24 protein-coding genes are annotated in these 24,234 nt (G+C 61.8%); 13 read left to right on the top strand and 11 right to left on the bottom strand.

All coding sequences use genetic code 11. From position 1 onward, the window contains the following. The first annotated feature begins 548 nt into the window (after positions 1–548). Positions 549–1,592 (top strand): LacI family DNA-binding transcriptional regulator, encoded by a 1,044-nt coding sequence (locus MESCI2_RS0109450; RefSeq protein WP_050596522.1) that lies wholly within the window; start codon positions 549–551, stop codon positions 1,590–1,592. A gap of 38 nt (positions 1,593–1,630) precedes the next feature. Continuing rightward, on the top strand, positions 1,631–2,044 hold the full coding sequence (locus MESCI2_RS0109445) for a GlcG/HbpS family heme-binding protein (protein WP_430981658.1): 414 nt from the start codon (positions 1,631–1,633) through the stop codon (positions 2,042–2,044). A 41-nt stretch (positions 2,045–2,085) separates the two neighbouring features. Here the strand turns inward: MESCI2_RS0109445 and MESCI2_RS0109440 are convergent, their stop codons facing one another. Both MESCI2_RS0109440 and MESCI2_RS0109435 read right to left on the bottom strand, forming a co-directional pair. Next, positions 2,086–3,117 carry an L-idonate 5-dehydrogenase gene (locus MESCI2_RS0109440; protein ID WP_027036371.1) on the bottom strand — a complete coding sequence of 344 codons (1,032 nt, stop codon included), beginning with the start codon at positions 3,115–3,117 and terminating at the stop codon, positions 2,086–2,088. Positions 3,118–3,131: 14 nt separating this feature from the next. Continuing rightward, entirely contained in the window at positions 3,132–4,052 is a 921-nt protein-coding gene (locus tag MESCI2_RS0109435; protein ID WP_032900520.1) for a 2-hydroxyacid dehydrogenase, read from the bottom strand. Between the two features lie 172 nt (positions 4,053–4,224). On the opposite strand from MESCI2_RS0109435, the gene MESCI2_RS0109430 reads away from it, so the two are divergent. The 9 genes from MESCI2_RS0109430 (at position 4,225) to MESCI2_RS0109390 (ending at position 12,632) form a co-directional block, all read left to right on the top strand. Next, positions 4,225–4,962 (top strand): SDR family oxidoreductase, encoded by a 738-nt coding sequence (locus MESCI2_RS0109430; protein ID WP_032900589.1) that lies wholly within the window; start codon positions 4,225–4,227, stop codon positions 4,960–4,962. Next, on the top strand, positions 4,931–5,506 hold the full coding sequence (locus tag MESCI2_RS0109425; RefSeq protein WP_027036368.1) for a gluconokinase: 576 nt from the start codon (positions 4,931–4,933) through the stop codon (positions 5,504–5,506). The genes MESCI2_RS0109430 and MESCI2_RS0109425 overlap by 32 nt, the downstream gene beginning before the upstream one ends. 1 nt (position 5,507) lies before the next feature. Beyond that, positions 5,508–6,392: an NAD(P)-dependent oxidoreductase gene (locus tag MESCI2_RS0109420; protein WP_027036367.1), complete on the top strand. Its 885-nt coding sequence runs from the start codon at positions 5,508–5,510 to the stop codon at positions 6,390–6,392. An 80-nt stretch (positions 6,393–6,472) separates the two neighbouring features. Next, the gene (locus tag MESCI2_RS0109415; protein WP_027036366.1) at positions 6,473–7,969 is read left to right on the top strand and encodes a sugar ABC transporter ATP-binding protein; all 1,497 of its coding nucleotides are present in this window, start codon (positions 6,473–6,475) and stop codon (positions 7,967–7,969) included. Between the two features lie 19 nt (positions 7,970–7,988). Then, entirely contained in the window at positions 7,989–9,044 is a 1,056-nt protein-coding gene (locus tag MESCI2_RS0109410) for an ABC transporter permease (protein ID WP_027036365.1), read from the top strand. A 28-nt stretch (positions 9,045–9,072) separates the two neighbouring features. Continuing rightward, positions 9,073–10,008 carry an SMP-30/gluconolactonase/LRE family protein gene (locus MESCI2_RS0109405; protein ID WP_027036364.1) on the top strand — a complete coding sequence of 312 codons (936 nt, stop codon included), beginning with the start codon at positions 9,073–9,075 and terminating at the stop codon, positions 10,006–10,008. 65 nt (positions 10,009–10,073) lie between these two features. After that, positions 10,074–11,189 carry an ABC transporter substrate-binding protein gene (locus MESCI2_RS0109400; RefSeq protein WP_027036363.1) on the top strand — a complete coding sequence of 372 codons (1,116 nt, stop codon included), beginning with the start codon at positions 10,074–10,076 and terminating at the stop codon, positions 11,187–11,189. A gap of 81 nt (positions 11,190–11,270) precedes the next feature. Next, positions 11,271–11,603 (top strand): hypothetical protein, encoded by a 333-nt coding sequence (locus tag MESCI2_RS0109395; RefSeq protein ID WP_027036362.1) that lies wholly within the window; start codon positions 11,271–11,273, stop codon positions 11,601–11,603. Positions 11,604–12,428: 825 nt separating this feature from the next. Beyond that, positions 12,429–12,632 (top strand): CsbD family protein, encoded by a 204-nt coding sequence (locus MESCI2_RS0109390; RefSeq protein ID WP_013533227.1) that lies wholly within the window; start codon positions 12,429–12,431, stop codon positions 12,630–12,632. Between the two features lie 499 nt (positions 12,633–13,131). Here the strand turns inward: MESCI2_RS0109390 and MESCI2_RS1000000138430 are convergent, their stop codons facing one another. After that, on the bottom strand, positions 13,132–13,608 hold the full coding sequence (locus MESCI2_RS1000000138430; protein ID WP_197031529.1) for a hypothetical protein: 477 nt from the start codon (positions 13,606–13,608) through the stop codon (positions 13,132–13,134). Between MESCI2_RS1000000138430 and MESCI2_RS0109380 the strand changes: the two genes are divergently transcribed. Next, positions 13,585–14,010: a c-type cytochrome gene (locus MESCI2_RS0109380; RefSeq protein ID WP_050596520.1), complete on the top strand. Its 426-nt coding sequence runs from the start codon at positions 13,585–13,587 to the stop codon at positions 14,008–14,010. The genes MESCI2_RS1000000138430 and MESCI2_RS0109380 overlap by 24 nt on opposite strands. On the opposite strand, the gene MESCI2_RS01000000134540 is transcribed toward MESCI2_RS0109380, so the two are convergent. From MESCI2_RS01000000134540 to MESCI2_RS0109340, 8 genes are all read right to left on the bottom strand, one after another. Further along, on the bottom strand, positions 13,982–15,220 hold the full coding sequence (locus tag MESCI2_RS01000000134540; protein WP_197031528.1) for a c-type cytochrome: 1,239 nt from the start codon (positions 15,218–15,220) through the stop codon (positions 13,982–13,984). The two genes, MESCI2_RS0109380 and MESCI2_RS01000000134540, sit on opposite strands and share 29 nt — an antisense overlap. Positions 15,221–15,450: 230 nt before the next feature. Beyond that, a complete protein-coding gene (locus tag MESCI2_RS0109370) occupies positions 15,451–15,792 on the bottom strand; it encodes a hypothetical protein (protein ID WP_027036359.1) in 342 nt (113 codons plus the stop codon). A gap of 1 nt (position 15,793) precedes the next feature. After that, positions 15,794–16,396, bottom strand: a complete 603-nt coding sequence (locus tag MESCI2_RS0109365; protein ID WP_027036358.1) for a cytochrome c oxidase subunit 3 — start codon at positions 16,394–16,396, stop codon at positions 15,794–15,796. Next, positions 16,393–18,333, bottom strand: a complete 1,941-nt coding sequence (ctaD, locus tag MESCI2_RS0109360) for a cytochrome c oxidase subunit I (RefSeq protein WP_050596518.1) — start codon at positions 18,331–18,333, stop codon at positions 16,393–16,395. The genes MESCI2_RS0109365 and ctaD overlap by 4 nt, the downstream gene beginning before the upstream one ends. After that, positions 18,330–19,406: a cytochrome c oxidase subunit II gene (gene coxB / locus MESCI2_RS0109355; RefSeq protein WP_346558001.1), complete on the bottom strand. Its 1,077-nt coding sequence runs from the start codon at positions 19,404–19,406 to the stop codon at positions 18,330–18,332. Before coxB ends, ctaD begins: the two co-directional genes overlap by 4 nt. Positions 19,407–19,557: 151 nt before the next feature. Further along, complete coding sequence (locus MESCI2_RS0109350; protein ID WP_027036355.1) at positions 19,558–20,439, bottom strand: cytochrome c oxidase assembly protein; 882 nt, start codon at positions 20,437–20,439, stop codon at positions 19,558–19,560. A gap of 97 nt (positions 20,440–20,536) precedes the next feature. Then, positions 20,537–22,291, bottom strand: a complete 1,755-nt coding sequence (locus MESCI2_RS0109345) for a thiamine pyrophosphate-dependent enzyme (protein ID WP_027036354.1) — start codon at positions 22,289–22,291, stop codon at positions 20,537–20,539. Between the two features lie 106 nt (positions 22,292–22,397). After that, positions 22,398–23,408, bottom strand: a complete 1,011-nt coding sequence (locus tag MESCI2_RS0109340; protein ID WP_027036353.1) for an ATP-dependent DNA ligase — start codon at positions 23,406–23,408, stop codon at positions 22,398–22,400. 291 nt (positions 23,409–23,699) lie between these two features. Between MESCI2_RS0109340 and MESCI2_RS01000000134535 the strand changes: the two genes are divergently transcribed. Beyond that, positions 23,700–24,224 carry a LysE family translocator gene (locus tag MESCI2_RS01000000134535; protein WP_245270272.1) on the top strand — a complete coding sequence of 175 codons (525 nt, stop codon included), beginning with the start codon at positions 23,700–23,702 and terminating at the stop codon, positions 24,222–24,224. Positions 24,225–24,234 lie beyond the last annotated feature (10 nt).

The raw sequence follows: 24,234 nt of genomic DNA, 5'->3' as shown, positions 1-24,234 counted from the left end.
AGTTCCCGTCCGGTGAATGGCAAGGTTGCCGTCTGTCCCGCCGGCGGTCGGCTCATCGCACCTAGTGAGCACTTGGCATTATCCGAGAAGCGGAGCGGACGCGGGATCATACGGACGATCCACCCGGCAATGAGGGGTTAGCGTAGTTCGGAGTGCTTCGGCGAGGTTTTTCGCAGAAAAAGCAACGGTTTGCGGTTCATCTCATTCACAATCGGACCCACATCCTGAGGTCTTCGATTGTCTAAGTCGCTGATTTCTTTGGCCTCGTGCAAATCTGGGTGTAAGGGCAGCAGATCCATCTCACGGTGCTTTTGACGGTACTTTTCGTACGCGACTCAACGTTCGAGAAAAGAACCGTCACCCAGTGCTCATGATAATATCTAGACACATATGGCCGTTGTCTTGTTCAGATGGTATCGATAACATATCCTTTGCGTGGAGTTTGATTCCAAGGGGTGGCTCATGATCGATGCAGGATGCCGCAGAGACCTTGTGACCGAACGTCTAGCGCTTCCCTTGGGCAGGCCTCAGCCGGCCGGTGCAGCGGCATGATGGCCAAGGCTGCCTCATCTAGGCCCCTCGAAAGCCATGCGCCAACTATGGTTGACGTGGCGCTGCGGGCAGGTGTGTCCACCATGACCGTTTCACGCGCCCTGAAAGAGGGCAGCCGGGTTTCCAAGGCGACGCGGGAAAAGATCATGGCTGCGGTCAACGAGCTTGGTTACGTGCTCGACCAGTCAGCCGGTACCCTGTCCTCGCGCAAGACTGGATTTGTTGCTGCAATGGTTCCATCGCTCAACAATTCCAACTTCGCCGACACGGCGCGCGGTATTACGGATGAACTGGAGAGCACGGGACTCCAGCTTCTTCTCGGCTACACCGACTACACGGTCGAGAAGGAGGAAAGGCTGATCGAAGCGATGCTCCGCCGACGGCCGGAAGGCATCATAGTGACTGGAGGAGCCCATACGGAGCGCGCCCGCCGCCTTCTTGATAACGCGGGCATCCCGGTAGTCGAAACCTGGGAGTTGCCGTCGAAACCCATCGATCAGGTGGTCGGGTTCTCCAACGAAGAGGCGATGGGGCTTCTCGTCAAAACGCTGGCCAGGAAAGGCTATCGAAAATTCGGCTACATCGGTGGCACGACCTCGCGCGACACGCGCGGCAGCCAGCGGCGCGAAGGCTTTGTCCGAGCCATCGAGGATCTCGGCCTGCCGACCGGCCGGCTTGTCTCCTTCGGCGTGCCACCGATCTCCATCGAACAAGGTGGCCAGGCGGTTGTGAGCATGCTGGAACGCTGGCCGGACACCGAGGCCGTGCTCTGCGTTTCCGATCTCTCGGCCTTTGGCGCGCTGATGGAATGCAAGCGTCGTGGAATGCGGGTCCCGCAGGATATCGCCATTGCCGGCTTTGGCGATTATGAGGTTGCCGCCTTCTGCCATCCCGGCATCACAACCGTGAACGTGGACTGCTATGGCATCGGACAACAAGCTGCCCGCAGGCTTATCCAGATCATCCGCGGCGGCGAAAAGAAGCACGAACAGGAAATCATCCTGACCGGCTATCGCGTCGTCGAGCGCGAAAGCACCTGAACTCCTTTAGCAAATTCCAAAACAGTAAAGGCATAGCGATGTTTCGAAAGACCATCAGCCTCACGCATGACGGCGCGTTGAAAGCCGTGGCTGCCGGAGCCGCACGCGCCGTCACGATAGGCGTGCCGCAATGTCTTGTGGTTGTCGATGCAAGCGGCGAGACCGTCGCCAGCCTGCGTATGGACGGCGCACGGTTCCTGAGCCTGCACACGGCGCGGGCAAAGGCGCGCACGGCGGCGTCGATCAACGCCGCCACCGGCGGCATGGCGCCCGAAGCAGCAACCTTGGCTGGGATCGCCTCACAGGGCGGCGTGACCAATTTGCCTGGCGGCCTGCCGATCCGCTTCGATGGCCGCCTGGCGGGCGCCATCGGTGTCGGTTCGGGAACCGGCGAGCAGGATTTCGACGTGGCACGCGCCGCGCTGGCGGCGATCGGCGCCGACGCGATTTAAAGGCGATGTGTTGATGCGCTTCCAGCGCATCCGAAGGATCTTCAGAACGCGATCTGGACCTTCATCGACCTGTTGCGGTCACCAGCGATCTCGAAAGCGGTAACCGCCTCGTCGAGCGGATAGATGCCTGATAGCAGCGGTTTGACATCCACCCGGCGGTGGTTGATCAGGTCGACGGCGAGCGCGAATTCCTCGTGAAAACGGAAGCTGCCGCGCATCTCGATCTCTTTGGCGACGATCAGGTTCTGCGGGAGAGACACGTCGCCGCCAAGGCCGAGCTGCATCAGCACGCCGCGCGGCTTCAGCACGTCGAGTCCGGCCCGTGCCGCGCGCTCGTTGCCGGAGCATTCGAACATCACGTCGAAACTGCCCTTTTCGATGTTATAGGCAGCGAGCTTGTCGGCGTCGGTGGCGACATTGATGGTGCGGTCAGCGCCGATCTCCCGAGCCTTTTCCAGCACGGCATCCATGACGTCGGTGACGATGATTTCGCGCGCGCCGTGGGCTCTGGCTGCCAGGATGCAAAGCGCGCCGATCGGCCCGCAGCCGGTGACCAGAATGCGTTTGCCGAGCAGCGAGCCGGCGCGGTTCATGGCATGCAGCGTAACCGCAAAAGGCTCGGCGAAAGCGGCCTCGTTGATGGAGATATGGTCGGCGATTTTATGACATTGCCACGCCTCCGCGATCAGGCGCTGGCGGAACGCCCCTTGTATATGGGGCATCGGCATGGCGCTGCCATAGAAGCGCATGTTGAGGCATTGGTTCTGCATGCCTTGCAGGCAGTAGCGGCAGGCGTTGCAGGGTCGGCTGGGCGAGATCGCGACGCGGTCGCCGACAGCAAGTGTGGAAACGCCGCCGCCGATGACCTTTACTGTGCCGGCAACCTCGTGGCCGAGGATCATCGGTTCGCGCAGGCGAATCGCGCCGAAGCCGCCATGGTTATAGTAGTGCAGGTCCGAGCCGCAGATGCCGCCGGCTTCGACCGCGATCTCGACCTGTCCGGCGCCGGGGGAGCCCGGATCGGTCTCCTCTATCCTCAAATCTTTTGCCGCGTGGATGACGATCGACTTCATGATGTGATCCTGTCTCAGACGACCGGCGTCAGCAAGGGCTGACCACTGAAATGGGCTGCGAGATTGTCGCGCACGAGCTGACCCATGGCCTTGCGGGTCTCCACCGTGCCGCTGCCATGGTGTGGCTGCAGCACGACGTTGGCAAGCGTCGTGAAGCGCTCATTGATCGTCGGTTCGTCCCAGAACACGTCGAGCCCAGCGCCCTTGATCGCTCCGGATTCCAGTGCGACGAGCAACGCAGTCTCGTCGACCGTGCTGCCGCGCGCAATGTTGACAAGGATGCCATCCGGCCCGAGCGCAGCCAGCACTTCCGCATTGACAATGTTCCTGGTGCCGTCGCCTCCGGCCAGCGTCACGATCAGGAACTCGCTCCGGCGTGCCAGCTCGACCAGATCGCCGACGAAGTCGTAGGGCAGGTCGTCGTGTTTGCGGGTGCCGAAATAGGCGATCTCGCAGTCGAAGGCAGAAGCGCGCCGAGCCACCGCCTTGCCGATGCGACCCATGCCGACAATGCCGAGCCGCTTTCCGTAGACGCGCGTGACCAGCGGCATGTTGGCCTTGCGCCAGCTGCCATCGCGCACATAGGCGTCAGCCTGCGGGATCTGGCGCGCCACGGCGAGCAGCAGCCCTATGCCGATATCGGCGACATCCTCGGTAAGCACATCGGGCGTGTTGGTGACGCGGATGCGGTTTTCCCTGGCATAGGCAAGGTCGATGGCGTCGGTGCCCATGCCGTAGCAGGAGACGATTTCGAGCTTCGGCAATTTGGCCATCAGCGCGGCACCAGCGCCAAGCTCGCCGCGGGTCGCGATGGCGCGGATGGCATCGGAATGGCTCGAGATCAACGCGTCCTTGTCGTCGGCCTGCCAAAGCTTGTGGACGCGATATTTCGCCTCGAGATCTCCCATGTCCCAGTCCGGATAGGGCCCTGTCATCAATAGGTCGGTCACGGCGTCGTCTCCTTCGCAAGTTCATTTTTACCATTGACTATGTTATCGATAACATTCATGTCAATAGGCACGGCGGGGGTGTGGTGGAAATCGCATCCGCTTCAGGAACAGTCCTTAGGAGGAGCGCGTGAGCAGTTCGCTGTTCGATTTGACTGGCATGCGGGCCCTGGTCACCGGCTCGGGGCAGGGGATCGGTCTAGCACTGGCAGAAGGGCTGGCGCAGCATGGCGCCGAAATCGTGCTGAACGGGCGCAATGCCGAAAAAGTCGCGACCGCTGCCGATGCACTGGTGGCGCGCGGATACAAGGCTCGCGTGGCGGTCTTCGACGTCACCGATCATGCGGCGGTGGCGAATGGTGTCGCCGAAATCGAGACGACAATCGGCGCCGTCGACATCCTTATCAACAATGCCGGCATGCAGTTCCGCATGCCGCTCGAGGATTTTCCCGCCGACAAATGGGACGAGATGCTGCGCACCAACATCTCGAGCGTCTTCTTCGTCGGGCAAGCGGTGGCGCGGCACATGATCCCGCGGCGGCGCGGCAAGATCATCAACATCGCTTCGGTGCAAAGCGAGTTGGCTCGGATCAACATTGCGCCCTATACGGCCACGAAAGGCGCGGTGCGCAACCTGACGCGCGGTATGTGTGCCGACTGGGCCAAGCATGGCTTGCAGATCAATTCCATCGCGCCGGGCTACTTCAAGACGCCGCTTAACCAGGCGCTGGTCGACAATCCCGAATTTTCAGCCTGGCTGACCAACCGCACGCCAGCGGGGCGCTGGGGCGACGTCGGCGAACTGGTCGGCGCGGCAGTGTTTCTGGCCGGACCGGCCTCAACTTTTGTCAATGGACACACGCTCTATGTCGATGGCGGCATCACGACCTGTCTTTGAACCCGCGCTCATTGTCGTGATGGGCGTCAGCGGTTGCGGCAAGACCAAAGTTGGCGTCGAGATCGCGGCGCGGCTTGGCCTTGCGTTCGTCGAAGGTGACACGCTGCATCCGCGCGGCAATGTCGAGAAAATGTCTGCGGGCATACCGCTTTCCGACGACGATCGTTGGCCTTGGCTCGACTTGTTGGGCGCGGCCTTGCGCCATGCGCATGAGGAGGGCCGTGGGCTCGTCGTGAGCTGCTCGGCGCTGAAGAAGTCCTATCGCGATCGGCTTCGCCAAGCGGCAGGCGGGGCGGTGGTCTTTGTATTCCTGGAGGGATCGCGCGCGCTGCTCCAGGCCAGGATTGCAGAGCGCCGCGGCCATTTTTTCCCGGCGGCGCTGCTCGACAGCCAGCTCGCCGCGCTAGAGAATCCGCGCGAAGAACCGATGGTGGTCACCGTGGACATTGACGCCCCGGTCGACAGGATCGCCGATGGGGCGTTGAAGGGACTTAGCGACTTCAATGTCGCTCCTGTTGCCAAGGCAAAGAAAGAGGCGCGTTGAGATGAAGCAACCAGCAAAAGTCGCCGTTGTCGGCGCCGGCATCATGGGATCGGCGATTGCCACCCGCCTGATCGAGACCAAGCAGACCGTCACGGTGTTCGATCTGGACAAGGCCAAGGTTGCCGCCCTGACCGCGAAGGGTGCGGCAGCCGCCGCGTCTGTCGCCGAGGCGACACACGCCAGCAGCTTCGTCATCCTCAGCCTCAACCATGCCGATATCGTGCGTTCGGTGGTGTTTGGCGACGGCGGTGTCGCGGCTGCGGCGTCGTCCGAAAAGCTGCTGATCGACATGTCGTCGATCGACCCGGCCGACACCGCTGAGATGGCGAAGAAGCTCTCTGCCGAGACCGGCATGAAATGGCTCGACTGTCCGCTGTCGGGCGGCGTTCCCGGTGCGCTCGCCGGCCGGCTGACCGTCATGGCGGGTGGCGAGGCGGCAGACTTCGAACAGGCGCGCACGGTGATGCAGCATCTCTGCGCCAACTACACGCTGATGGGGCCGAGCGGGGCAGGGCAGACGACTAAGCTGATCAACCAGCTGTTCTGCGCGGTGCTGTTCCAGGCCGTCGCCGAGGCGGTGAAACTCGCCGAAGCCGGCGGCGTCGATCCCAAGGCCATCCCGGCGGCGCTGAAGGGCGGCAGGGCCGATTCCAGCATCATGCAGGAGTTCATGGCAAAGTTTGCCGCTCGCGATTTTTCAGCCACCGGACGCATCGACAACATGCTGAAGGACCTCGATTCGCTGCAGGCCTTTGCGCTGAAGACCAAGACGCCGATGCCGATGACCGGGCAGGTGGTCGAGATCCATCGCCTGCTCTGCGCGGCCGGGCTGGGGTCTAAGGATTCGGCTGAAATGATGCGCCTGCTCGACGGCAAGACCAGCTGAGCGGCGAGCCCTGGATTTTGTCGCTTGACGCTCGGAAATGTTATCGATAACATCATTTGGCGATCTTGGGAGGAACGCTTGTGTCTGAGGAAAAATTGATCGAGTTCAAGTCGATTACCAAGGAGTTCGGCGGCACCCGCGCGCTCTCCGACGTGTCGCTCGATCTGCACAAGGGCGAGATCCTGGCACTGCTCGGCGAGAACGGCGCCGGTAAGTCGACGCTGATCAAGACGCTTGCCGGCATCTACCGTCCCGATGGCGGCAGCATCCTGTTTCGCGGCGAGCCTTATCATCATCGCCCGCCGCGGCCGAACCAGCGCCAATCCGTCGCCTTCATTCACCAGGATCTCGGCCTGATCGAATGGATGACGGTCGGCGAAAATGTCGGCCTCGCGCAGGGATTTTCGCTGCGCTCCGGTCTCATCGACTGGCACTCCACCGAAAAGCGGGCGCACGAGGCGCTGAAGCTTGTCGGCTGCGATTTCGATCCGACGACGCGCGTCCAGGATCTGACGCGTACCGAAAAATCGCTGGTCGCCATCGCCCGCGCTCTGGCCACCGAGGCCGATGTTCTGGTGCTCGATGAGCCGACCGCCAGTCTCCCGGCCGACGAGGTCGATCGCCTGTTCGACGCCATCCGCCCGCTCAAGCAGCGCGGTGTCGGCATGATCTATGTCTCGCATCGCCTCGACGAGATTTTCCGCATCGCCGACCGCGTTGCCGTGCTGCGCGACGGCAGGCTGGTTGGCCAGAAGAAGGTCGCCGAGACCAAGCCGGACGAGCTGGTCGAGATGATCGTCGGCCGTCCGGTAAGCCAGGTTTTCAGCAAGGCTGAGACGCAGGCCGGCGAGACGGTGTGCGCTGTTCGCGACCTGGTCTGCGCCGGCGCCGGTCCGGTGTCGTTCGACGTGCGCAAGGGAGAGCTGCTCGGTCTGGTCGGATTGCGCGGCGCCGGACAGGAATTGGTCGGCCGCACGCTGTTCGGCTGCCAGGCCTTTTCCGGTTCGGTGACGATCAATGGCGCTACGCCCGATCTATCGAGCCCGATCGCGGCGATGGCGGCCGGCGTCGGCCTGATCGCCCGCGACCGGACGGAGGAATCCATCGCGGCCTCCTTGTCGATCCGCGAGAACAGTTTTCTCAATCCCGGTGCCGGCAAGCGCGGCCTGTTCTCATTCCTGGCGCCTCACAAGGAGGCTGCGCTGGCGCAAGTGATCGGCGGTTCGGTCGGGCTGCGCCCCAACGATCCGAACCTGCCCATCGAAGCGCTTTCGGGCGGCAACCAGCAAAAGGTGGTCGTCGGGCGCTGGCTCCACACCGGCCGCACATTGCTGATCGCCGAGGACCCCACCGCCGGCGTCGATGTCGGCGCCAAGGCCGAGATCTACCGGCTGATCGGCCGCGCGCTTGAAGCCGGCCTCGCTGTGGTCGTGGTGTCGACCGATTTCGAGGAGATCGCCCATATCTGCCACCGCGCCTTGGTGTTTTCGCGCGGACAGATCGTGCGCGAACTCACCGGCAACGACCTGACCACATCCGCCGTGATCATTGCGGCATCGGCTTCCGAAGCCGCCTGAACTTTCTGGGAGCGAACCCATGCAATCGATCGAATCCAGTGCACTTGAACCAACCCGTGGCGAAATGGCGGGTTTGCCTTTGGGGCAGAAGATCGTCCGGCTGCTGCCGGTCTACGGGCTGGTGATCCTGACGGCGCTGCTCATCCTGTTGTTTTCGATCCTGCTGCCGAACACCTTTCCGACCCTGCTCAATTTGCGCTCGATCATCTCCGACAAGGCGATCATCGCCCTGCTGTCGCTGGCGGCGATGATTCCGATGGCGTCCGGGCGCATCGACCTCACCGTCGGCTACGGCATCGTGCTGTGGCACATCCTTGCCATCAGCCTGCAGACCATGTTCGGCGTTCCGTGGCCGCTGGCGGTGATCGTCGTGCTGCTTCTCGGCGCTGCAACCGGCTTCCTCAACGGACTGCTGGTGGAAGTCGCCCGCATCGACTCCTTCATCGCCACGCTCGGCACCGGCACCGTGCTCTACGCTCTGGCGCTCTGGCACACTGGCGGGCGGCAGGTCGTCGGCGTGTTGCCCGACGGCTTCTATGCGCTCAACGGCACGATGGTGTTCGGCCTGCCGATCACCGGCCTCTATGTCTTGGCGATCGCCGTCTCGCTGTGGATCATCCTCGAATATCTGCCGATCGGCCGCTACGTCTATGCCATCGGCGCCAATCCGAAGGCTGCTGCGCTGAACGGCATTCCGGTGCGCCGCTTCGTCATCGGCGCCTTCATTTCGTCGGGTTTCCTGACGGCACTGACAGGCGTCCTGCTCGCCTCCAAGCTGCGCATCGGCCAGGCCAGCGTCGGGCTGGAATATCTTCTGCCGGCCCTGGTCGGCGCCTTTCTCGGCTCGACCACCATCAAGCCTGGACGCGTCAATGTCTGGGGCACGATGACGGGCGTCGTCATCCTGGCGGTCGGCATTTCCGGCATCCAGCAGTTCGGCGGCTCTTTCTTCGTCGAACCGCTGTTCAACGGCGTGACGCTGCTCGTCGCCATCGGTATTGCCGGCTACGCCCAGCGCAAGCGCGGCGCGGCGCACAGGGCCAGGACCAAGACCGCAGAGCAGTCCTCGAAGTGACCAGCCGAACCATCCCGGGATCCATGAAATGAGCGACTACGAAATTCTGGACGACCGCTTCCGAAGGCTGACGATCGGGCATGCCAAGCTCGAACGGCTGTGGACCGGCAGCCGCTGGGCCGAGGGGCCGGTCTATGTTCCCGCGGCAAAGCATTTGCTGTGGTCGGACATCCCCAACGACAGGCTGCTACGCTACGACGAAAGCGACGGTTCGGTCAGTGTCTTCGAAACCCCTTGCAACAACCAGAACGGCCACACGCTCGATGGCCAAGGCCGCGTCGTCGCCTGCGAGCATCGCGGCCGGCGTATCTCCCGGCTTGAGCATGACGGGCGCTGGCAGCCGCTTGTCGAAGCGATCAATGGCAAGCGGTTCAATTCGCCGAACGATGTGGTGGTCAAATCCGATGGGACGATCTGGTTCACCGACCCGGTCTACGGCATCGACAGCCACTATGAAGGCATGATTGCCCGGCCGGAGATCGGCGCATCGCATGTCTACCGGCTCGATGAAGCAACCGGCGAGGTGAGTGCGGTCATCGCCGATCTGGTGCAGCCGAACGGGCTGGCTTTTTCGCCCGACGAGAGCATCCTCTACGTGTCGGATACCGGCGCAAGCCATGTTCAGGGCCTGCCGCGTGCGATCAAGACCTATGACGTCGCTGCGGACGGACGCTCGCTGCGGTCGCGCGGCACGCTGGCCGAATGCGAGGCAGGGTTCTTCGACGGGTTCCGCGTCGATCGCAATGGCAATATCTGGGCCTCGAGCGCCGACGCGGTTCGCGTCTACGCGCCGGACGGGACGCTTATCGGGCGCATCCTGGTTCCCGAAATCGTCTCCAATCTGTGCTTCGGTGGTCCGAAGCGCAACCGCCTCTACATCACCGCCCAGACGTCGCTCTATTCCATCTATGTCAACGCGCATCCAGCCGGCCTGAGCCCGGTGGCTGGGCAGATCAGCCAGTGACCTGGCGCCGAAATCGAGTTCCGGAAAGACCAGATAACTTTTTTAAAACCAGGGGAGGTACCAACATGCAACGCAGAACACTTCTGAAATCATCCGTCGCCTTGATGGCCATGACCGTCGCTGCTCCAGTCCTGTTCGCCGGCCACGCACGCGCAGACGCGATGGCCGACGCCATGGCGGTGGTCGAAAAATATGCGCAGAAAGTAACCGCCTGGGACGGCCCGACCACCGGTCCGAAGGCGCAGCCGGGCAAGACGATCGTCGTGCTCGCGGGTGACCTCAAGAACGGCGGCATTCTGGGCGTCACCACCGGCGTAGAGGAGGCAGCCAAGGCGATCGGCTGGGAGGTCAAGGTGATCGACGGCGCCGGCTCGATCGGTGGCCGCACCGCCGCCTTCGGCCAGGCGATGGCGTTGAAGCCGAATGGCATCGTCATTAACGGTTTCGACGCTGTCGAGCAGGCGCCGGCGCTGGAACAGGCTAAGGCCGCCGGCATCCCGCTGGTTTCCTGGCATGCCGGACCGGTGATCGGACCTGACGAAAAGAGCGGCGTCTTCGCCAATGTCTCGACCGACGCCATGCAGGTCTCCACGGCTGCGGCCGACTGGGCCTACGCCGATGCCAAGGGCAAACCCGGCGTCGTGATCTTCACCGATTCGACCTACGCCATCGCCATCGCCAAGGCCGACAAGATGAAGGCCGAGATCGAGCGGCTGGGCGGCAAGGTGCTCGAATATGTCGACACGCCGATCGCCGAGACCTCGCAGCGCATGCCGCAGCTGACCACGTCGCTGCTGCAGAAATACGGCGATGCCTGGACGCACTCGCTGGCGATCAACGACCTCTATTTCGACTTCATGGGACCTTCTCTGGCCGCCGCCGGCAAGGCCGGCACGGACGCGCCGATCAATGTCGCCGCCGGCGACGGTTCGGAATCGGCCTATCAGCGCATCCGCGCCGGCCAGTTCCAGAAGGTGACGGTCGCCGAACCGCTCAACCTGCAGGGCTGGCAACTGGTCGACGAACTGAACCGCGCCATCGCCGGTGAAAAATGGTCGGGCTACCTGTCGCCGCTGCATGTGGTGACGGCCGACAATGTCGAGTTCGACGGCGGCCCGAAGAATGCCTTCGACCCCGAAAATGGCTACCGCGACCAGTACAAGAAAATCTGGGGCAAATAAGCACGCACCAAGGCGGGCGTATCACCCGATGCGCCCGCAAGCCGACAGACGTCACAAGCACACAATCAGGAAAGCCTCGCCATGATCATTCGCTACGCCCTCTTCGAAGGTGAAATCCATCCCGGACAAGAGAGCGAGTTCCGGCGCTTCGTCAGGGACAGGCTGGTGCCGCTCTGGACTCAGTTTCCCGGCGCCGAGGAAGTGCGCGTTCTCGACGGTACGGCGCGCGACGAAGGCGCGCCCACCTACGCGATGGCGCTGGCCATTCGCTATCCGGACATGGACACCTGCAACCGGGCGCTTCAATCCGACGTAAGATTTAAAAGCCGGGAGGTCACCGGTGAACTGCTGAAGATGTTCACCGGCCGCGTGCATCACCATGTTTTCGAGGCAAATGAGTACGCACCGGTCTGATTGGGATCTTGATCGGAAACGCTCCCATTGCTGCGATCAGCGAATGCCGGTATCGGTGGTTGCGTATCCAAGATTTAAACCTGCGGACCAGACGTCGCCCATTGGCCGCGGAACCATACGGAACGATGCGGAAGATCTCTGATTTTCTGCCCAAGAAAAAGTCAATAAAATCAACGTTCTCGCTACATCCTCCGGACCCACCATGACCATTGATTTCGAAGCGAAAATGCACACAACCTGAGCGGTGACGGCACTTTTCGAGACGGCATACGCGCCCCGCCAGACGCCGTTGGGCTGCAAAAATCGTCCGATTGTTCTCGATAGTTGGTGAAACCTCAAAATATTTTTTGTTGCGATTTTCTCTTTAAAATCAATAGCGTAATTTTCTGACGGTTCTAGTGTCGTTCTTTTCCCCGTTTCAGGAAATATTTGACAGTGATTTCAATGGGTTATATGGTCTTTAAACAATCGAGTGGGAGTAGGGGACCGGCGGCAATCGCGTGTTATCGCCCCGCTGGAGTTAGCGTTGATTTTTCGCCTGCTCGATTGCCTTACTTAACAACCTGACAGCACTCGAACGTGGTCGGGTACGAATGCAAAGCATCGTCGGAACCGTTTAGAGCCTTGGCGCATAGCAAACAGGCGGGTTTGAGCGCGCGAGGATGGCTCGGCTGAAGTGTGGTTCGAACACTACGTCCTCAAAGCGCGACATGACTTTCTGTCAACCGATTTGGCATCGGGCAGCGCGCCGGCTATTTCGAGGAACATCCTCGACCGGATTGCGTTTCCTATTCCGGACCTTTCCAAAACAGGGAGAACGGTGTCATGGACTGGAACCGCGTGGAAGGAAACTGGAAACAGGTGAAAGGCAAGGTCAAGGAGCAGTGGGGTAAACTCACCGATGACGACCTTGACCGCATCGCAGGCAAGCGCGATCAACTCGAAGGCAAAATCCAGGAGCGTTACGGCATCGAAAAGGACCGTGTGCGGCGCGATGTCGATGATTGGTACGGGCGGCAGGGTTGGTAGGCATGTGAGCCCCGGCTGTGGCCAATTCCAGGACGCGGCCCAACAGTCCGGCAGGACCATGCAGGCGCTGAGCCTTCTCGTTAGCTGAATTTTGCGGCAAGGATTTCGTACTGTGGCAGAAAATATCTCTCGCAAGCAAGAGCAACGGGGGACAAGAAGAATTGTCATGTGGGCAATCGCAGTTATCGCTGTGATTTTTCTTGTTCTACTGGCTATATTCGTGTTCGGCCCGTTAGTATGACTTTCATGGCGATGATTGGAGCTGCCTCCGATCCGGGGATGATCGGGCGTTGGTCGGGGCCGCCGGCAGCGGCCACCAGTGAGCAACTATGCTTCCGGCGAGGGCATGCGGCTAGCGCTACCCCAGCGACCGGACGGCGCCAGCGGCGCACCTATGTCGACCGCCGGCGCGCGGCCAACCACTTCTGCCGGTCTGCAGTATCGGTACGGAAACCCGTTTCACAAGAATTTTGCTGAACACGATTTCGCCGGGAACATATCAGGAAAAGATTGGTTTGGTGGCGGTACATCCAACCAGGAGATCCACCATGATTGTCAAACTTCTCTCCGCCGCTGTGCTCGCGCTTACATTGGCCACATCGGCAATGGCGCAGTCGAACGGTTCCGGCTCCACCACTGGCACCGGCTCGAACAACGGCACCGGCGCTACGTCTGGAAATACCGGGGGCAACAGCGGCACCGGCTCTGGAACGTCCGTGAATCCTTCCGATCCCAGCACTACGAATTCGACAAATTCGACAACGAAATCAGGTGGCATGACTGACCGCTGCAAAGATGCGGCAGGCAATGATACCGACAACAACACCGCGACCGGCACGACAACATCGAATGTGCAGAACTGTAATAAATGAGCTGGTTCCTCAATCCGCTGCCGGACCAGTGCTTCGGCAGAATCCGGCAGCGCATTGAGCGCTGAGAGCAGTAAGCGCAGATGAACCGGCAGGCCGCCAAGCAAGCGTCGCCCCAATTCTTGTGGTTGGCAGGAGCATCGGCGGCTGTCGTCATCGGTTTTGCCGCCTTTGCCAGTGGATCGGTTCGCAGCAACAGTCTGCGACAAACCACCATCGTGCAGGCCATCGGCGGCGACCCTGAACGGGCCGTCCCGGCAATGATCCGCAACGGCTGTGGCGGATGTCACGAAATCCCGGGGGTGCCCGGCGCCCATGGCACCGTCGGTCCGTCCCTGCAAGGCGTCGTCGAAAGAGGATATATCGGGGCGTCGCAAGCCACCCCGGATGCGATGATGCGCTGGATCAGCAGGGCGCGGGACGTAGACCCGAACACGGCCATGCCCAATACAAATCTGTCGCCTCAAGAGGCGCGCGACATTACCGCCTATCTCTATGCAAGAACATGAGGCGCGCTGAACTGGTCCCACGGCGCAGACGTCTTGCCAGCAGAAGCAGCAGGCCAAGCATCAACACGGCGGCGCCCGCCGCAAGTGATTGAGCCGCCAGAATCATGATTGTCCGGCTTGTTGTCGAGCCTGCCCGCATCTGGCGTACATCGGCCGCGGTGACGTTGACGTCGGGATTTCCGAACCGAGCGGTGACGTAATTTGCAAGGGCTGCCACCTGGCCATCGTCCAGCCAGCCGCCGAAAGCCGCCATCGATTGACGCCCCGCCACGTCCCCAGCTTTGACGCCTTCAAGGATGGTCATGACGACATCCTCGGGCGTGGCCGCGCCGGCGGTGCTGTTGCGGGTCAAGGACGGATAGGATCCGTCTGATGATCCGCCTCCGGTCGCCCCATGGCACGTCGAACAGAGCGATCGATAGAGATCATCGCCGGTTGCGGTCCCGCTGCCTTGCGTCATCCCTTCGGTTCCAGCATCGCCGTCGGCCGCGGGCGCGTTACCCCATGAGAAACGCGGCTGCTTTTCGTCTCCCGGTTGAGCGGGCACGTCCCTGAGATAGGCGACAATAGCCTGGATATCGTCGTCGGAAAGATGCTGCAGGCTGTTCATGACCGTTTCCGCCATCGGCCCGCCCGCGTAGGCCTTCCCGGGCACGGCGCCGGTTTTCAGAAATCGAGACAGCTCTTCGTTGCTCCAGTCGCCGACGCCTGCGATCTTGTCGCTGGTGATGTTGAAGGCGTGCCAGATGCCGGCGGTGCCGCCGGCAAGCTTGTGGTCTTCATCCATGCCGAACGTCGCATTCCTTGGCGTGTGGCAGGCACCGCAGTGGCCGAGCGCCTCGACAAGGTAGGCTCCCCTGTTCCATGCGGCGGTCCGGCTCCGATCGGGCGTGAAACTGCCGGTGCGCAGGTTCGCGAGCTTCCACAGCGCAACTGTCCAGCGCTGGTTGAATGGAAAGGGCAGGATGTTTCGCGGCCGCGGCTGGGAGATCGGCGGCTGCGCCAGAAGGTAGGCCCGGATCGCAAGCACGTCCTCGCGGCTCATCGCGGCGAAGCTGTCATAGGGCATGGCGGGATAGAGATCGGCTCCGTCGCGCCTGATGCCTTTCTGCACGGCTCGCACGAACTCGTCCGCGGAATAGCGTCCGATGCCCGTATCGGGATCAGGTGTGATGTTGGTCGAGTATACATCGCCGAAGGGGGTCGGCACGCGATAGCCTCCAGCGAACGGGCGGCTCGGATTGGACGTGTGGCAGCCGATGCAGTCGGCCGCTCGGGTAAGGTATTCACCCTTCTGGATTTCGCTCGCCGGCAGCTCGGTGCAAAGGACCAACGATACCAGGACGAGCGCGACCGCCCGGGAGGTGACGGCCGGGAATGGAATGCCCATGGCAGGCCAAAGCGCGCACCGGCGGATGGCCAATCTCAGGGTTGGCATTGTCACAGTTCGCACCCGCTGAAGATCAGCCCTGCCATCATTTGCGCCAGCAAGATGAGCGCGAACAGCGCCCCGATGCCCACCGAAGTCCTGGCAAGGAATGCGCGCGTGCGCGCCTTCAGGGGCGGAACCGTACCATGTCCGCGGTCATGAACGGCGTGCCACGACAGCAGCGCGCCTGCCAGGGCGACAGCGGCGCCTATCAATGAGAACAAGGCAGTGGGACGAAAGCCTGCGTGGCATTGCCAGGATGCAATGGAATAATCGAGCTGCAGCGTTATTGCCCACGCAACTGGTCCGCTGACCAGGCCTGCCCAGGAAACGCCGGTACGGATCGCCTGCATCTCACATCCTCGGAGCCCAATAAATAACAAGGTAGAGCACGACCCATGAGACGACGACGAAGTCCCAGTAGAAGGCGTTGTCCGAGACGTCGCTGAAGCGGCGGCCCGCCTTGCCTTTTTGCGTGAACATGAGAACCGCCAGGACGATCGTGTCGCCGACATCGGTAAGGAGATGCGTCGTATGCAGCCCGAGCAGGAACCAGACGATCGATCCGTAAGCGTTCTGATCCCAGGAAATCCGCAGAGCCGGAAATTCCCAGATGCGAACGATCAGCGGAAGAATTCCGACGATCGACATGACGACCATGCCAAGGCGAACTTTCGCCAGGTCCTGGCGACGTGCCCAAAACTCGATCATGTGGTTGGGCACGACGCTGGCAACCAGAATAACCAGTACTGCCGTGCCCGGCAGCAGATCTGGCGCAGGGGCCCCAATGGGCCAATGCCGGGCCAGCACAGCCAGATAGAAGTAAGTGCCTATCGCCAAGGCAAAACCGGTTGCCTCGAGGGCAATGAAGGCAAGGGTTCCCCACCACATCGGGCTCGCTGACCCGAAATCGTATGTGGGCAGGTGACTGATGTCGGCGACGGGACGGTGCCTCATTCCTCGTCCTCCGGTTCGCCCTTCGGCCAGAACCAACAGATGAAGCCGATCGAAACCGGGATCGCTCCCCAGACCACCGCCCACGGCGTGTATATCGAACCGAGAAATGCGCCGCCGACCGCAATGGCCGACAGCAACGGCCAGATCGAGTTGTCAGCCGATGGCACCCTTATTTGCGGCACCGCATCGGCGACCGTGCCGGCGAGCACCTCGCGGGCGTCGACACGCAGACCCTCGACCACGGGGAGCATGTCGGGCTCGGCCCACAGCGGTTCGCGGTGAGTCACCACGGGCAGCCGCGAGAAATCGTAGGAGGGCGGCGGCGACGTCGTCGCCCATTCGAGCGTGCTCGCGCCCCAGGGATTGTCTCCGGCAATACGGCCGTTGCGGATGCTGAGCAGGAGGTTCAGGAAGAAAAGCGCGAAGCCCGCGAACACCACCAGTGAAGAGAGGCTGATGAAGAGGTTCATCTCGCCCCAGCCGCTCGCCGGCGGATACGTATAAACGCGGCGCGGCATGCCTTGCAGACCAAGAATATGCATGGGGAAGAAGGTGAGATTGAACCCGAGGAAGACGAGCCAGAAATTCCAGCGGCCGAGCCTCTCGGACAGCATGCGTCCGGTGACCTTGGGAAACCAGTAATAAACGGCGCCGAGCAGGGGGAAGACGGCACCCCCGACCAGCACATAATGGAAATGGGCAACCACGAAATAGGTGTCGTGCACCTGCAGGTCGAGCGGCACCGAGGCGACCATGACCCCGGTCAGGCCGCCGATCACAAAGGTGAAGATGAAGCCGAGCACGAAAAGCATGGGCGTGGCGAAGATCGGCCGCCCGCCCCAGATCGTCGCAATCCAGCAGAAGATCTGAATGCCGCTTGGAATGGCGATCATCATCGAGGAAGCGGTAAAGAAGCTTTCGCCGAGCTGCGGCAGGCCGGTAGCGAACATGTGGTGCACCCACAGGCCGAAGGAAAGAAAACCGATCGCGATCAACGACAGGACGATGCCGAGATAGCCAAACACCGGGCGGCGAACGAAGGTCGGCAGGATCGCGGAGACGAAGCCGGTCGCCGGAATGAAGATGATATAGACCTCGGGATGGCCGAAGAACCAGAACAGATGCTGCCACAGCAGTGCATCGCCACCTGCTGCGGGATCGAAAAATTTCGTGCCGACCAGGCGGTCCAGGATCAGCATTGTGCTCGAGACCATCACGGCCGGCATGGCGAACAGGATGACGAAAGCCGTGACGAGGACGGACCAGACATAGATCGGGATGCGGTCAAGCGACATGCCGGGAGCACGTTGTTTGAACACTGTCGCGATGATCTCGACCGCTACCGCGAGCGCGGACACTTCGGTGTAGGTCACCATCTGCGCCCAGAAATCGGGGCGCTTGCCGATGCCATATTCGGGTCCGGCGAGCGGCACGTAGGAAAACCAGCCGGCATCCGCACCGGTTTCGAAGGCGAAGGCGATCCAGATCATCATCCCGCCGGAAAGATAGACCCAGTAGCTGAATGCATTGAGCCGCGGAAAGGCGACATTGCGAGTGCCGATCATCAGCGGCACCAGGTAAATGGCGAAAGCCTCCATCACCGGCACGGCAAACAGAAACATCATCGTCGTGCCATGCATCGTGAACAGCTGGTTGTAGAGATCGGGACCGATATAGCCGGCCTCAGGCTGGGCAAGCTGGAAACGCATGGCGAGCGCCGACAGACCCGCCAGGATGAGAAACAGGAAAGCCGTCACGATATAGCGCCGCCCGATCAGCTTGTGATCGACCGTGACCAGCCAGCCGTAGAAACCTTTCGGCGTTCGCCAGGCATGCGCCAGAAAGGCGCGCAGTCTCACCTCTTCGAGGCCGGTGTCACGGATGCCTTTCAGACCCTCCTGGGTATGCTCGGCCGGCTTTCCCGCAATGCCGCTCATTCGAGGCTTCCGAGATAGGTGACGACCGCGTTGAGATCGTCGGCGCTAAGGGCAATGCGCGGCATCTTGGCGCCGGGCTTTATCGACTGTGGATCGGCAATCCAGGCGGCGAGCGCGCCAGGGGTCATGGCCAGCGTATCCGCGGCCAGTGCATGTCGGCTGGCGAGATGCGTAAGATCAGGACCGACCGTTCCGCTGGCAGGCGTGCCTCTTATCGTGTGGCAGAGCGCACAGCCGGTGGAAAGAAATGCCTGTTGGCCGCGGCGTTCTTCCTCGCCGCTAGGCGCTGATGCGACGGCGTTTTGCCTGGATCGCCATGCGTCGAACGCTTCGCGGCTTTCCGCGATGACGGTGATGGCCATATGGGCGTGCTGATAGCCGCAGAATTCCGCACACTGGCCACGATAGATGCCGGGCTTATCGGCGATGAGGGTAAGCTGGCTTGGCCGGCCCGGAATGAGATCGCGCTTACCGGCAAGGTTCGGCACCCAGAAGCTATGAATGACATCGAGCGAATCGAGTTCGACCTTGACCGGTTCGCCAACCGGGACATGGATTTCATTTGCCGTGACGATCGATTGCGAGGGATCATTACCGGCATACCGGACCTCCCACCACCACTGGTGCCCTGTGACCCGCACGGCAAGCGTTTCCGTTCCGCTCAGCGAAGCAATGGATTTGCCTGCGAAAAAACTCGCTATCGTCAGCATGACGAGCACCAGAACGGTCAACCCAATGGCGCTGCCGACGGCGCGGGTAAATCGGCGTTCCTGATGTGAATCGATCTCGAGCGGCGAGCGCGTTGTCTCGGACAGGCGGCGACGCAAAAGCGCTGCCGCCAAGACCAGCATGACAAGCAGCCACGTGGCCACCGCGACTGCGCTGAAAGACCAGATCAGATCAAGGATTCTCCGGGCGTTCGCACCGTGTGCATGGAGGGCCGACTGCCGCTCGCCGCATCCTGCCAATACCAACATCGGCGCTGCGCTGACCCACCTCAAACGCTGTTGCGCGGCCTTTCCCGGAACAATGCCAGTCAGGATTTGCGTCGGACATGTAGAGGCAAGCGACATTCGCGGTCGTGTCCGCCTGCGAGGGCTGGCCAACGGACTCATGCACCTCGCCATGAAGGATACACCATCGTTGCCAAGGCCATAACGCAGCTGGCTGAAAAAGGATGCTTGGCAACACCGCCCGGCGAAAACCGACGTGAAGCGGTGCGGGTTAGACGATGCGCAATTCCTGGGGAGCCTGTTGCCGCCGACTGCTGGTTTGAATCCAGAAAGCGACCAGGAGCAGTGCGGCTCCGCCATAGATCAGGCCGGCGGGAATCCACATGATCAAGCCTGCAAGCTGCTGGTCCTCGAGCGGGTTGAGCCCCCACAGATCCGAGCCGACGGCGTTAGCCGGATACCACAGCTTTGGCGAGACGACGAGCAACACCCCGAGCAGCCCGGTGTGGAGCGAGGTGAAGAAGAGATGCATCACCGCATTGCCGCAAGCGTGCTCGCGGCCAGGGCGAGGCAGCAGCACCCACCAGAACAAAAGCCCGGTACCGAGGAAGCTCGCATGCTGGGCATAGTGCAGGAAACCCTGCTGGAGGGCAGCCTCAAACAGCGCCGGGACATGCCAGATCCATATCGCGGCTCCGTGCAGGACGGTCGCGACCACAGGACGGCTGATGAACGCCCAGATCGCCCGAAGCGCATTTGCATGTCCGGCCGCTCCGAATATCTGGCGCAGCTGTACCGGCAGTGCCCACATCATCGCCGCCGTCGGGCGGGAGGCAACCAGCAGAGGCGCTGCGACCGCCATCAGCAATTCATGCTCGATCATGTGCGCCGCAAACACGTGTTCGCCTAACGCATGGATCGGGCTTACAAGGGCGAACGCCAGGACGGCCCAGCCGGCAGCAAACAGCAAGGCCTGCCGTGATCGCAAGCGACGTCCGCGTCCGCTCCGCCGCCACAGCCGGCTGGCGCCGGCTGTATAGAGCGATACGACTGCGAGCAGCGGCAACGTGATGGGGAGCGCCAGTGTCCAACCGGCTTGCGGGGCGCCGTTGCCATAGCAGATCGAGGTCGAAAAGAGCGCGTCGAAGCTCATGATCCGCATCCGTCAGCCGGAAGAGCACCGGAACTCCGGTTCATCTGGAAAGATCCAGATTGAAGCCCACTGAGGCGCTGTTCTCACCTCCGTGCCTCTAGGCGTCCATCATCGATTTCGCCGGCTCCCGGGCGATATTTTCTTCTATGCGTTCGTGTCCCGGCGTCCGCGGCAGGGCCTGGCGGAAGTTCTTGGCGTAGTCTGCCGGCATTTTGGGCGGCATCAGCGGCTCATAGGCATCTACCAGCGCTTCGATCACGACTGGGCCTTGCGTGGCGAAAGCCTGGTCGAGAACCATCTCGATCTGATCGGCCCGCTCGATGCGAAAACCCTTTGCGCCCATTGCTTCCGCCGCCATGGCAAAATCGATCGGCTGCAATTCGCAACCGAATTGCGGGTTGCCCAGAAACATCATCTGCTCCCAGGCGATCTGATTGAGCATGTTGTTCTTGATCACCAGAACCTTCAGCGGGATCTTGTAGCGCACCGCCGTCGAGAATTCGCCGAGCTGCATGGCAAAGCCGCCATCGCCGACGATGGCGGCAATCGATCGACCGGGAAACGCTATGCCGGCAGCGATGGCGTAGGCCAGACCGCAAGCCATCGACGCCAGCGATCCGGACACCCCAAATGCTTGGCCGCTGCGAAGATCGACATGGCGGGCGGCCAGCTCCGTGTTCTGACCGGAATCCGTGGCCAGTACCGTGTCGTCGGCCAATCTTTGTCCGAACGCCCGGGCAATCGCTTGTGGCTTCAAGGGTTGCGCCTGCATGTCTTCCGACTGCCGCATCATCTCGCGCCATTTTCTCATGGTCTCTTGCGAACGGTGCAGGAACTCATCGGAGGGCTTCTGCGTCAGACGTTGGTTCAGCGCGCGCAATGTCTCGGCCGCGTCGCCGACAAGGCCGGCCTCGACCGGAAAGCGCAAGCCGATCCGCTGCGCATCGCAGTCGATCTGGACGCCACGGGCCTGCCCGGGCTGCGGGTAGTATTCGATATAGGGAAAGGTCGAACCGACAATCAGCACCGCGTCACAGCTCTCCATCGCCTCTTGCGAAGCCAGGGTTCCAAGAATGCCGATCCCGCCGGTGGTGTAGGGATGGTCGTCCGGCAGCACCGCCTTGCCCAGCAAGGCCTTCGCGACAGGAGCCTGCAGCAGGCGCGCCGTGTGTTCGAGTTCGGCGGCCGCGCCAATAGCGCCGCGCCCGGCCAGGATCGCAACCCGTGAAGCGTCATTGAGAATGGCGGCGGCTTTGTCGAGCTCAACGTCCAGCGGTACGCTGTGACCGGCGAACATATCCTTCGGCGTGTGCGCCGGGCGATTGCGCTTGGAGCGCTTCGACGGATCGCTCTCCTGCTCCTGGATGTCGCTGGCAATCGAAAGATGAGCGACGCCCTTGCGCGCCAGCGCGGTTCGGCAGGCAAGGCTGGCGACATTTTCCATATGCGCGGCATCGGCAACATGGGCGTTGTAAACGGAGACATCGTTGAACACGCGCGTCAGTTCGACATCCTGTTGCGTGAACGTCTCGATCAGATCGTGGAACTGCATGCCTGTAATCGCCAGCACTGGAGCCTGGTCGAGCTTGGCGTCATAGAGGCCGGTCAGAAGATGTGTTCCGCCGGGACCGGACGTCGCAAGGCACACGCCCAGCTTTCCTGTCCACTTGGCATACGCACATGCCATGAAGGCAGCCGACTCTTCATGCCGAACTTGAACGAAGGCAATCTTGTCGCGCCGCGTCCGCAATGCTTCCATGACGCCGTTTATGCCGTCTCCCGGCAAGCCGAACACCACCTCCACGTCCCAGGCGACGAGCGTATCGATGAGAATTTCTGCTGCATTTGGCATGTCAGGGTAGCTCCGGTGGATGGTGTTCGAACCGGTGAATCCCGAGTTGGTTCCTTCGTCACAATAAATCGTGACAGGTTTCTGGAAGCGATCTTCCTGGAGCGGTCTATTCGATCTGCTCGAACGTGCATTGCCGTGGCGCCTTGTCGGGGCGCCAGCGCAGCAGTTTGGTGCCGTGGCGAAACCGATTGCCGGTGACGTGGTCGAAGCGGACCTCCACCACCAGTTCAGGTTTCAAAGGCTCCCATTGTCCGCTGCGCTCCGTGCTCCAGCGGCTCGGGCCGCCGGGCGCCTTGCCAGTGAATCCGGGCTCTGACCGCAGCCCTTCCAGCCGGCGCGTGAGCGCTGCTCTGTCGGTCCTGGCGATGGTCGACGTGAAACCGACGTGATCGAGCTTGCCGTCGTCATTGTAGAGGCCGAGGAGCAGCGAGCCGACCTCACGACTGTCCGCGAGATAGCGGAAACCGCCGACAACGCAATCGGCGGTGCGCCTCGGCTTTACCTTCACCATCGCACGTTGCCCGCACAGATAATGCTCATCGAGCACTTTGGCCACGATGCCGTCGGTCGATGCATGGCCGGCGCCGTGCAGCCATCGAGCCGCCGTGGCTGCATCATAAGTGCACTTCGACAGGCGAAGGTCTGGACTGTTCGAGGAGGTCACGAAGTCCTCGATCGCTCGCCGCCGTTCCACAAGTGGCTTGCCCGTGATGACCTCGCCGCCCGGCTTGGCAAGCATGTCGAAGAGGATCAGACTGGCAGGCGTCTGCGAACTCAGTTTGCGGATTCTGCTTTGTGCCGGGTGAAGGCGCATCTGCAGCGCCTCGAAGGAAAGCTCACCGTCCACCTCGATGACAATCTCGCCGTCGATGACGAAATGCCCGCGCTTGAGGTCACGCAAGATCCCAGTGATTTCTGGAAAATAGCGGCCGAGCGGCTTGCCGGATTTGGCGCGCAGGTCAACGGTGTCGTCGCTCTTGAAAGCAAGACAGCGAAAGCCGTCCCATTTGGGCTCGTACTGCCAGCCGGTTCCATCCCTGGGGATTTCATCGGCGAGCCTGGCCTCCATCGGAGACGTATCCAGCGGAAGCGGGAAGGCGGTTATCGGTTCGTGCACTGGTCAGGCCTCCAAAACCGGTTCAGGAACGGCTCCGGCTTTCAACTTACGGGACCGGCACCGCGTTCCATCTGACGGTTCATGCCTGGCTCTCCGCGGTGGGGCATTTTCATTTGCCGCGGAACCCGGATGACGGCTGGCCGCTTTGATGTCATCGGCAACGCGAACGGAGATGTCCCATCGATCCCTCATTGTGGACAGCTTTTGTCGGAACCGTCATTCTCATGCAGGTGCCGCCAGGTCCCGACAGCATGCTGGTGATGGCCCGCGGCATCGGACAGGGGGCGCGGCGTGGCGTTGTTCACGGTACTCGGCATGACGCTGGGCGCCGGACTGGTGCAGCTTCCGCTGATTGCATTTGGCCTGTCCTCGCTTGTCCACGCCTCACCGCTGGCGTTCGATCTGCTTCGATGGGCCGGGGCGGCCTATATTGTGTGGCTGTGTGTCCGGCTGCTGCTTTCAGCCTCGGCAACCATTCCCACGGGTGACCTCAAGGCCCTGCGGCCGCTCGCCGCCGCCCGGGAAGGAATGATCGCCAATCTGAGCAATCCCTGGCCTTTGATGTTCATGGTTGCGTTCCTGCCGCAGTTTGTCGATCCGCACAGGGGCTCCGTCACGTTGCAGCTGGTGCTGCTTGGCGCAACACAGAAGATAACCGGTGTGCTGGTGCTGGGAGCCTACGCCTTGGCATCGGGCGCGGCCGGCGCATGGGTCGTGCGGCACCCTCGCGCAAGGCTTTGGCAGCAGCGGCTCGCCGGCTGTCTCATCATCGGTCTCGGCGTACGGATGGTGATCGGCGGCGGTACGAGCCGCTGACTTTGAAGGA

Origin of the sequence: Mesorhizobium ciceri WSM4083 (assembly GCF_000519305.1) — a bacterium.
Classification (GTDB): domain Bacteria; phylum Pseudomonadota; class Alphaproteobacteria; order Rhizobiales; family Rhizobiaceae; genus Mesorhizobium; species Mesorhizobium ciceri_B.
The sequence above is the reverse complement of the archived record's forward strand: the minus strand, read 5'-3'. Positions and strand labels throughout refer to the sequence as shown.

Bases quoted from the DNA above. Each gene is read 5' to 3' on its own strand.
- MESCI2_RS0109450 (WP_050596522.1), top strand. From the start codon at position 549: ATGATGGCCAAGGCTGCCTCATCTAGGCCCCTCGAAAGCCATGCGCCA.
- MESCI2_RS0109445 (WP_430981658.1), top strand. From the start codon at position 1,631: ATGTTTCGAAAGACCATCAGCCTCACGCATGACGGCGCGTTGAAAGCC.
- MESCI2_RS0109440 (WP_027036371.1), bottom strand. From the start codon at position 3,117: ATGAAGTCGATCGTCATCCACGCGGCAAAAGATTTGAGGATAGAGGAG.
- MESCI2_RS0109435 (WP_032900520.1), bottom strand. From the start codon at position 4,052: ATGACAGGGCCCTATCCGGACTGGGACATGGGAGATCTCGAGGCGAAA.
- MESCI2_RS0109430 (WP_032900589.1), top strand. From the start codon at position 4,225: ATGCGGGCCCTGGTCACCGGCTCGGGGCAGGGGATCGGTCTAGCACTG.
- MESCI2_RS0109425 (WP_027036368.1), top strand. From the start codon at position 4,931: ATGTCGATGGCGGCATCACGACCTGTCTTTGAACCCGCGCTCATTGTC.
- MESCI2_RS0109420 (WP_027036367.1), top strand. From the start codon at position 5,508: ATGAAGCAACCAGCAAAAGTCGCCGTTGTCGGCGCCGGCATCATGGGA.
- MESCI2_RS0109410 (WP_027036365.1), top strand. From the start codon at position 7,989: ATGCAATCGATCGAATCCAGTGCACTTGAACCAACCCGTGGCGAAATG.
- MESCI2_RS0109405 (WP_027036364.1), top strand. From the start codon at position 9,073: ATGAGCGACTACGAAATTCTGGACGACCGCTTCCGAAGGCTGACGATC.
- MESCI2_RS0109400 (WP_027036363.1), top strand. From the start codon at position 10,074: ATGCAACGCAGAACACTTCTGAAATCATCCGTCGCCTTGATGGCCATG.
- MESCI2_RS0109395 (WP_027036362.1), top strand. From the start codon at position 11,271: ATGATCATTCGCTACGCCCTCTTCGAAGGTGAAATCCATCCCGGACAA.
- MESCI2_RS0109390 (WP_013533227.1), top strand. From the start codon at position 12,429: ATGGACTGGAACCGCGTGGAAGGAAACTGGAAACAGGTGAAAGGCAAG.
- MESCI2_RS0109380 (WP_050596520.1), top strand. From the start codon at position 13,585: ATGAACCGGCAGGCCGCCAAGCAAGCGTCGCCCCAATTCTTGTGGTTG.
- MESCI2_RS0109370 (WP_027036359.1), bottom strand. From the start codon at position 15,792: ATGCAGGCGATCCGTACCGGCGTTTCCTGGGCAGGCCTGGTCAGCGGA.
- MESCI2_RS0109365 (WP_027036358.1), bottom strand. From the start codon at position 16,396: ATGAGGCACCGTCCCGTCGCCGACATCAGTCACCTGCCCACATACGAT.
- ctaD (WP_050596518.1), bottom strand. From the start codon at position 18,333: ATGAGCGGCATTGCGGGAAAGCCGGCCGAGCATACCCAGGAGGGTCTG.
- coxB (WP_346558001.1), bottom strand. From the start codon at position 19,406: ATGTCGCTTGCCTCTACATGTCCGACGCAAATCCTGACTGGCATTGTT.
- MESCI2_RS0109350 (WP_027036355.1), bottom strand. From the start codon at position 20,439: ATGAGCTTCGACGCGCTCTTTTCGACCTCGATCTGCTATGGCAACGGC.
- MESCI2_RS0109345 (WP_027036354.1), bottom strand. From the start codon at position 22,291: ATGCCAAATGCAGCAGAAATTCTCATCGATACGCTCGTCGCCTGGGAC.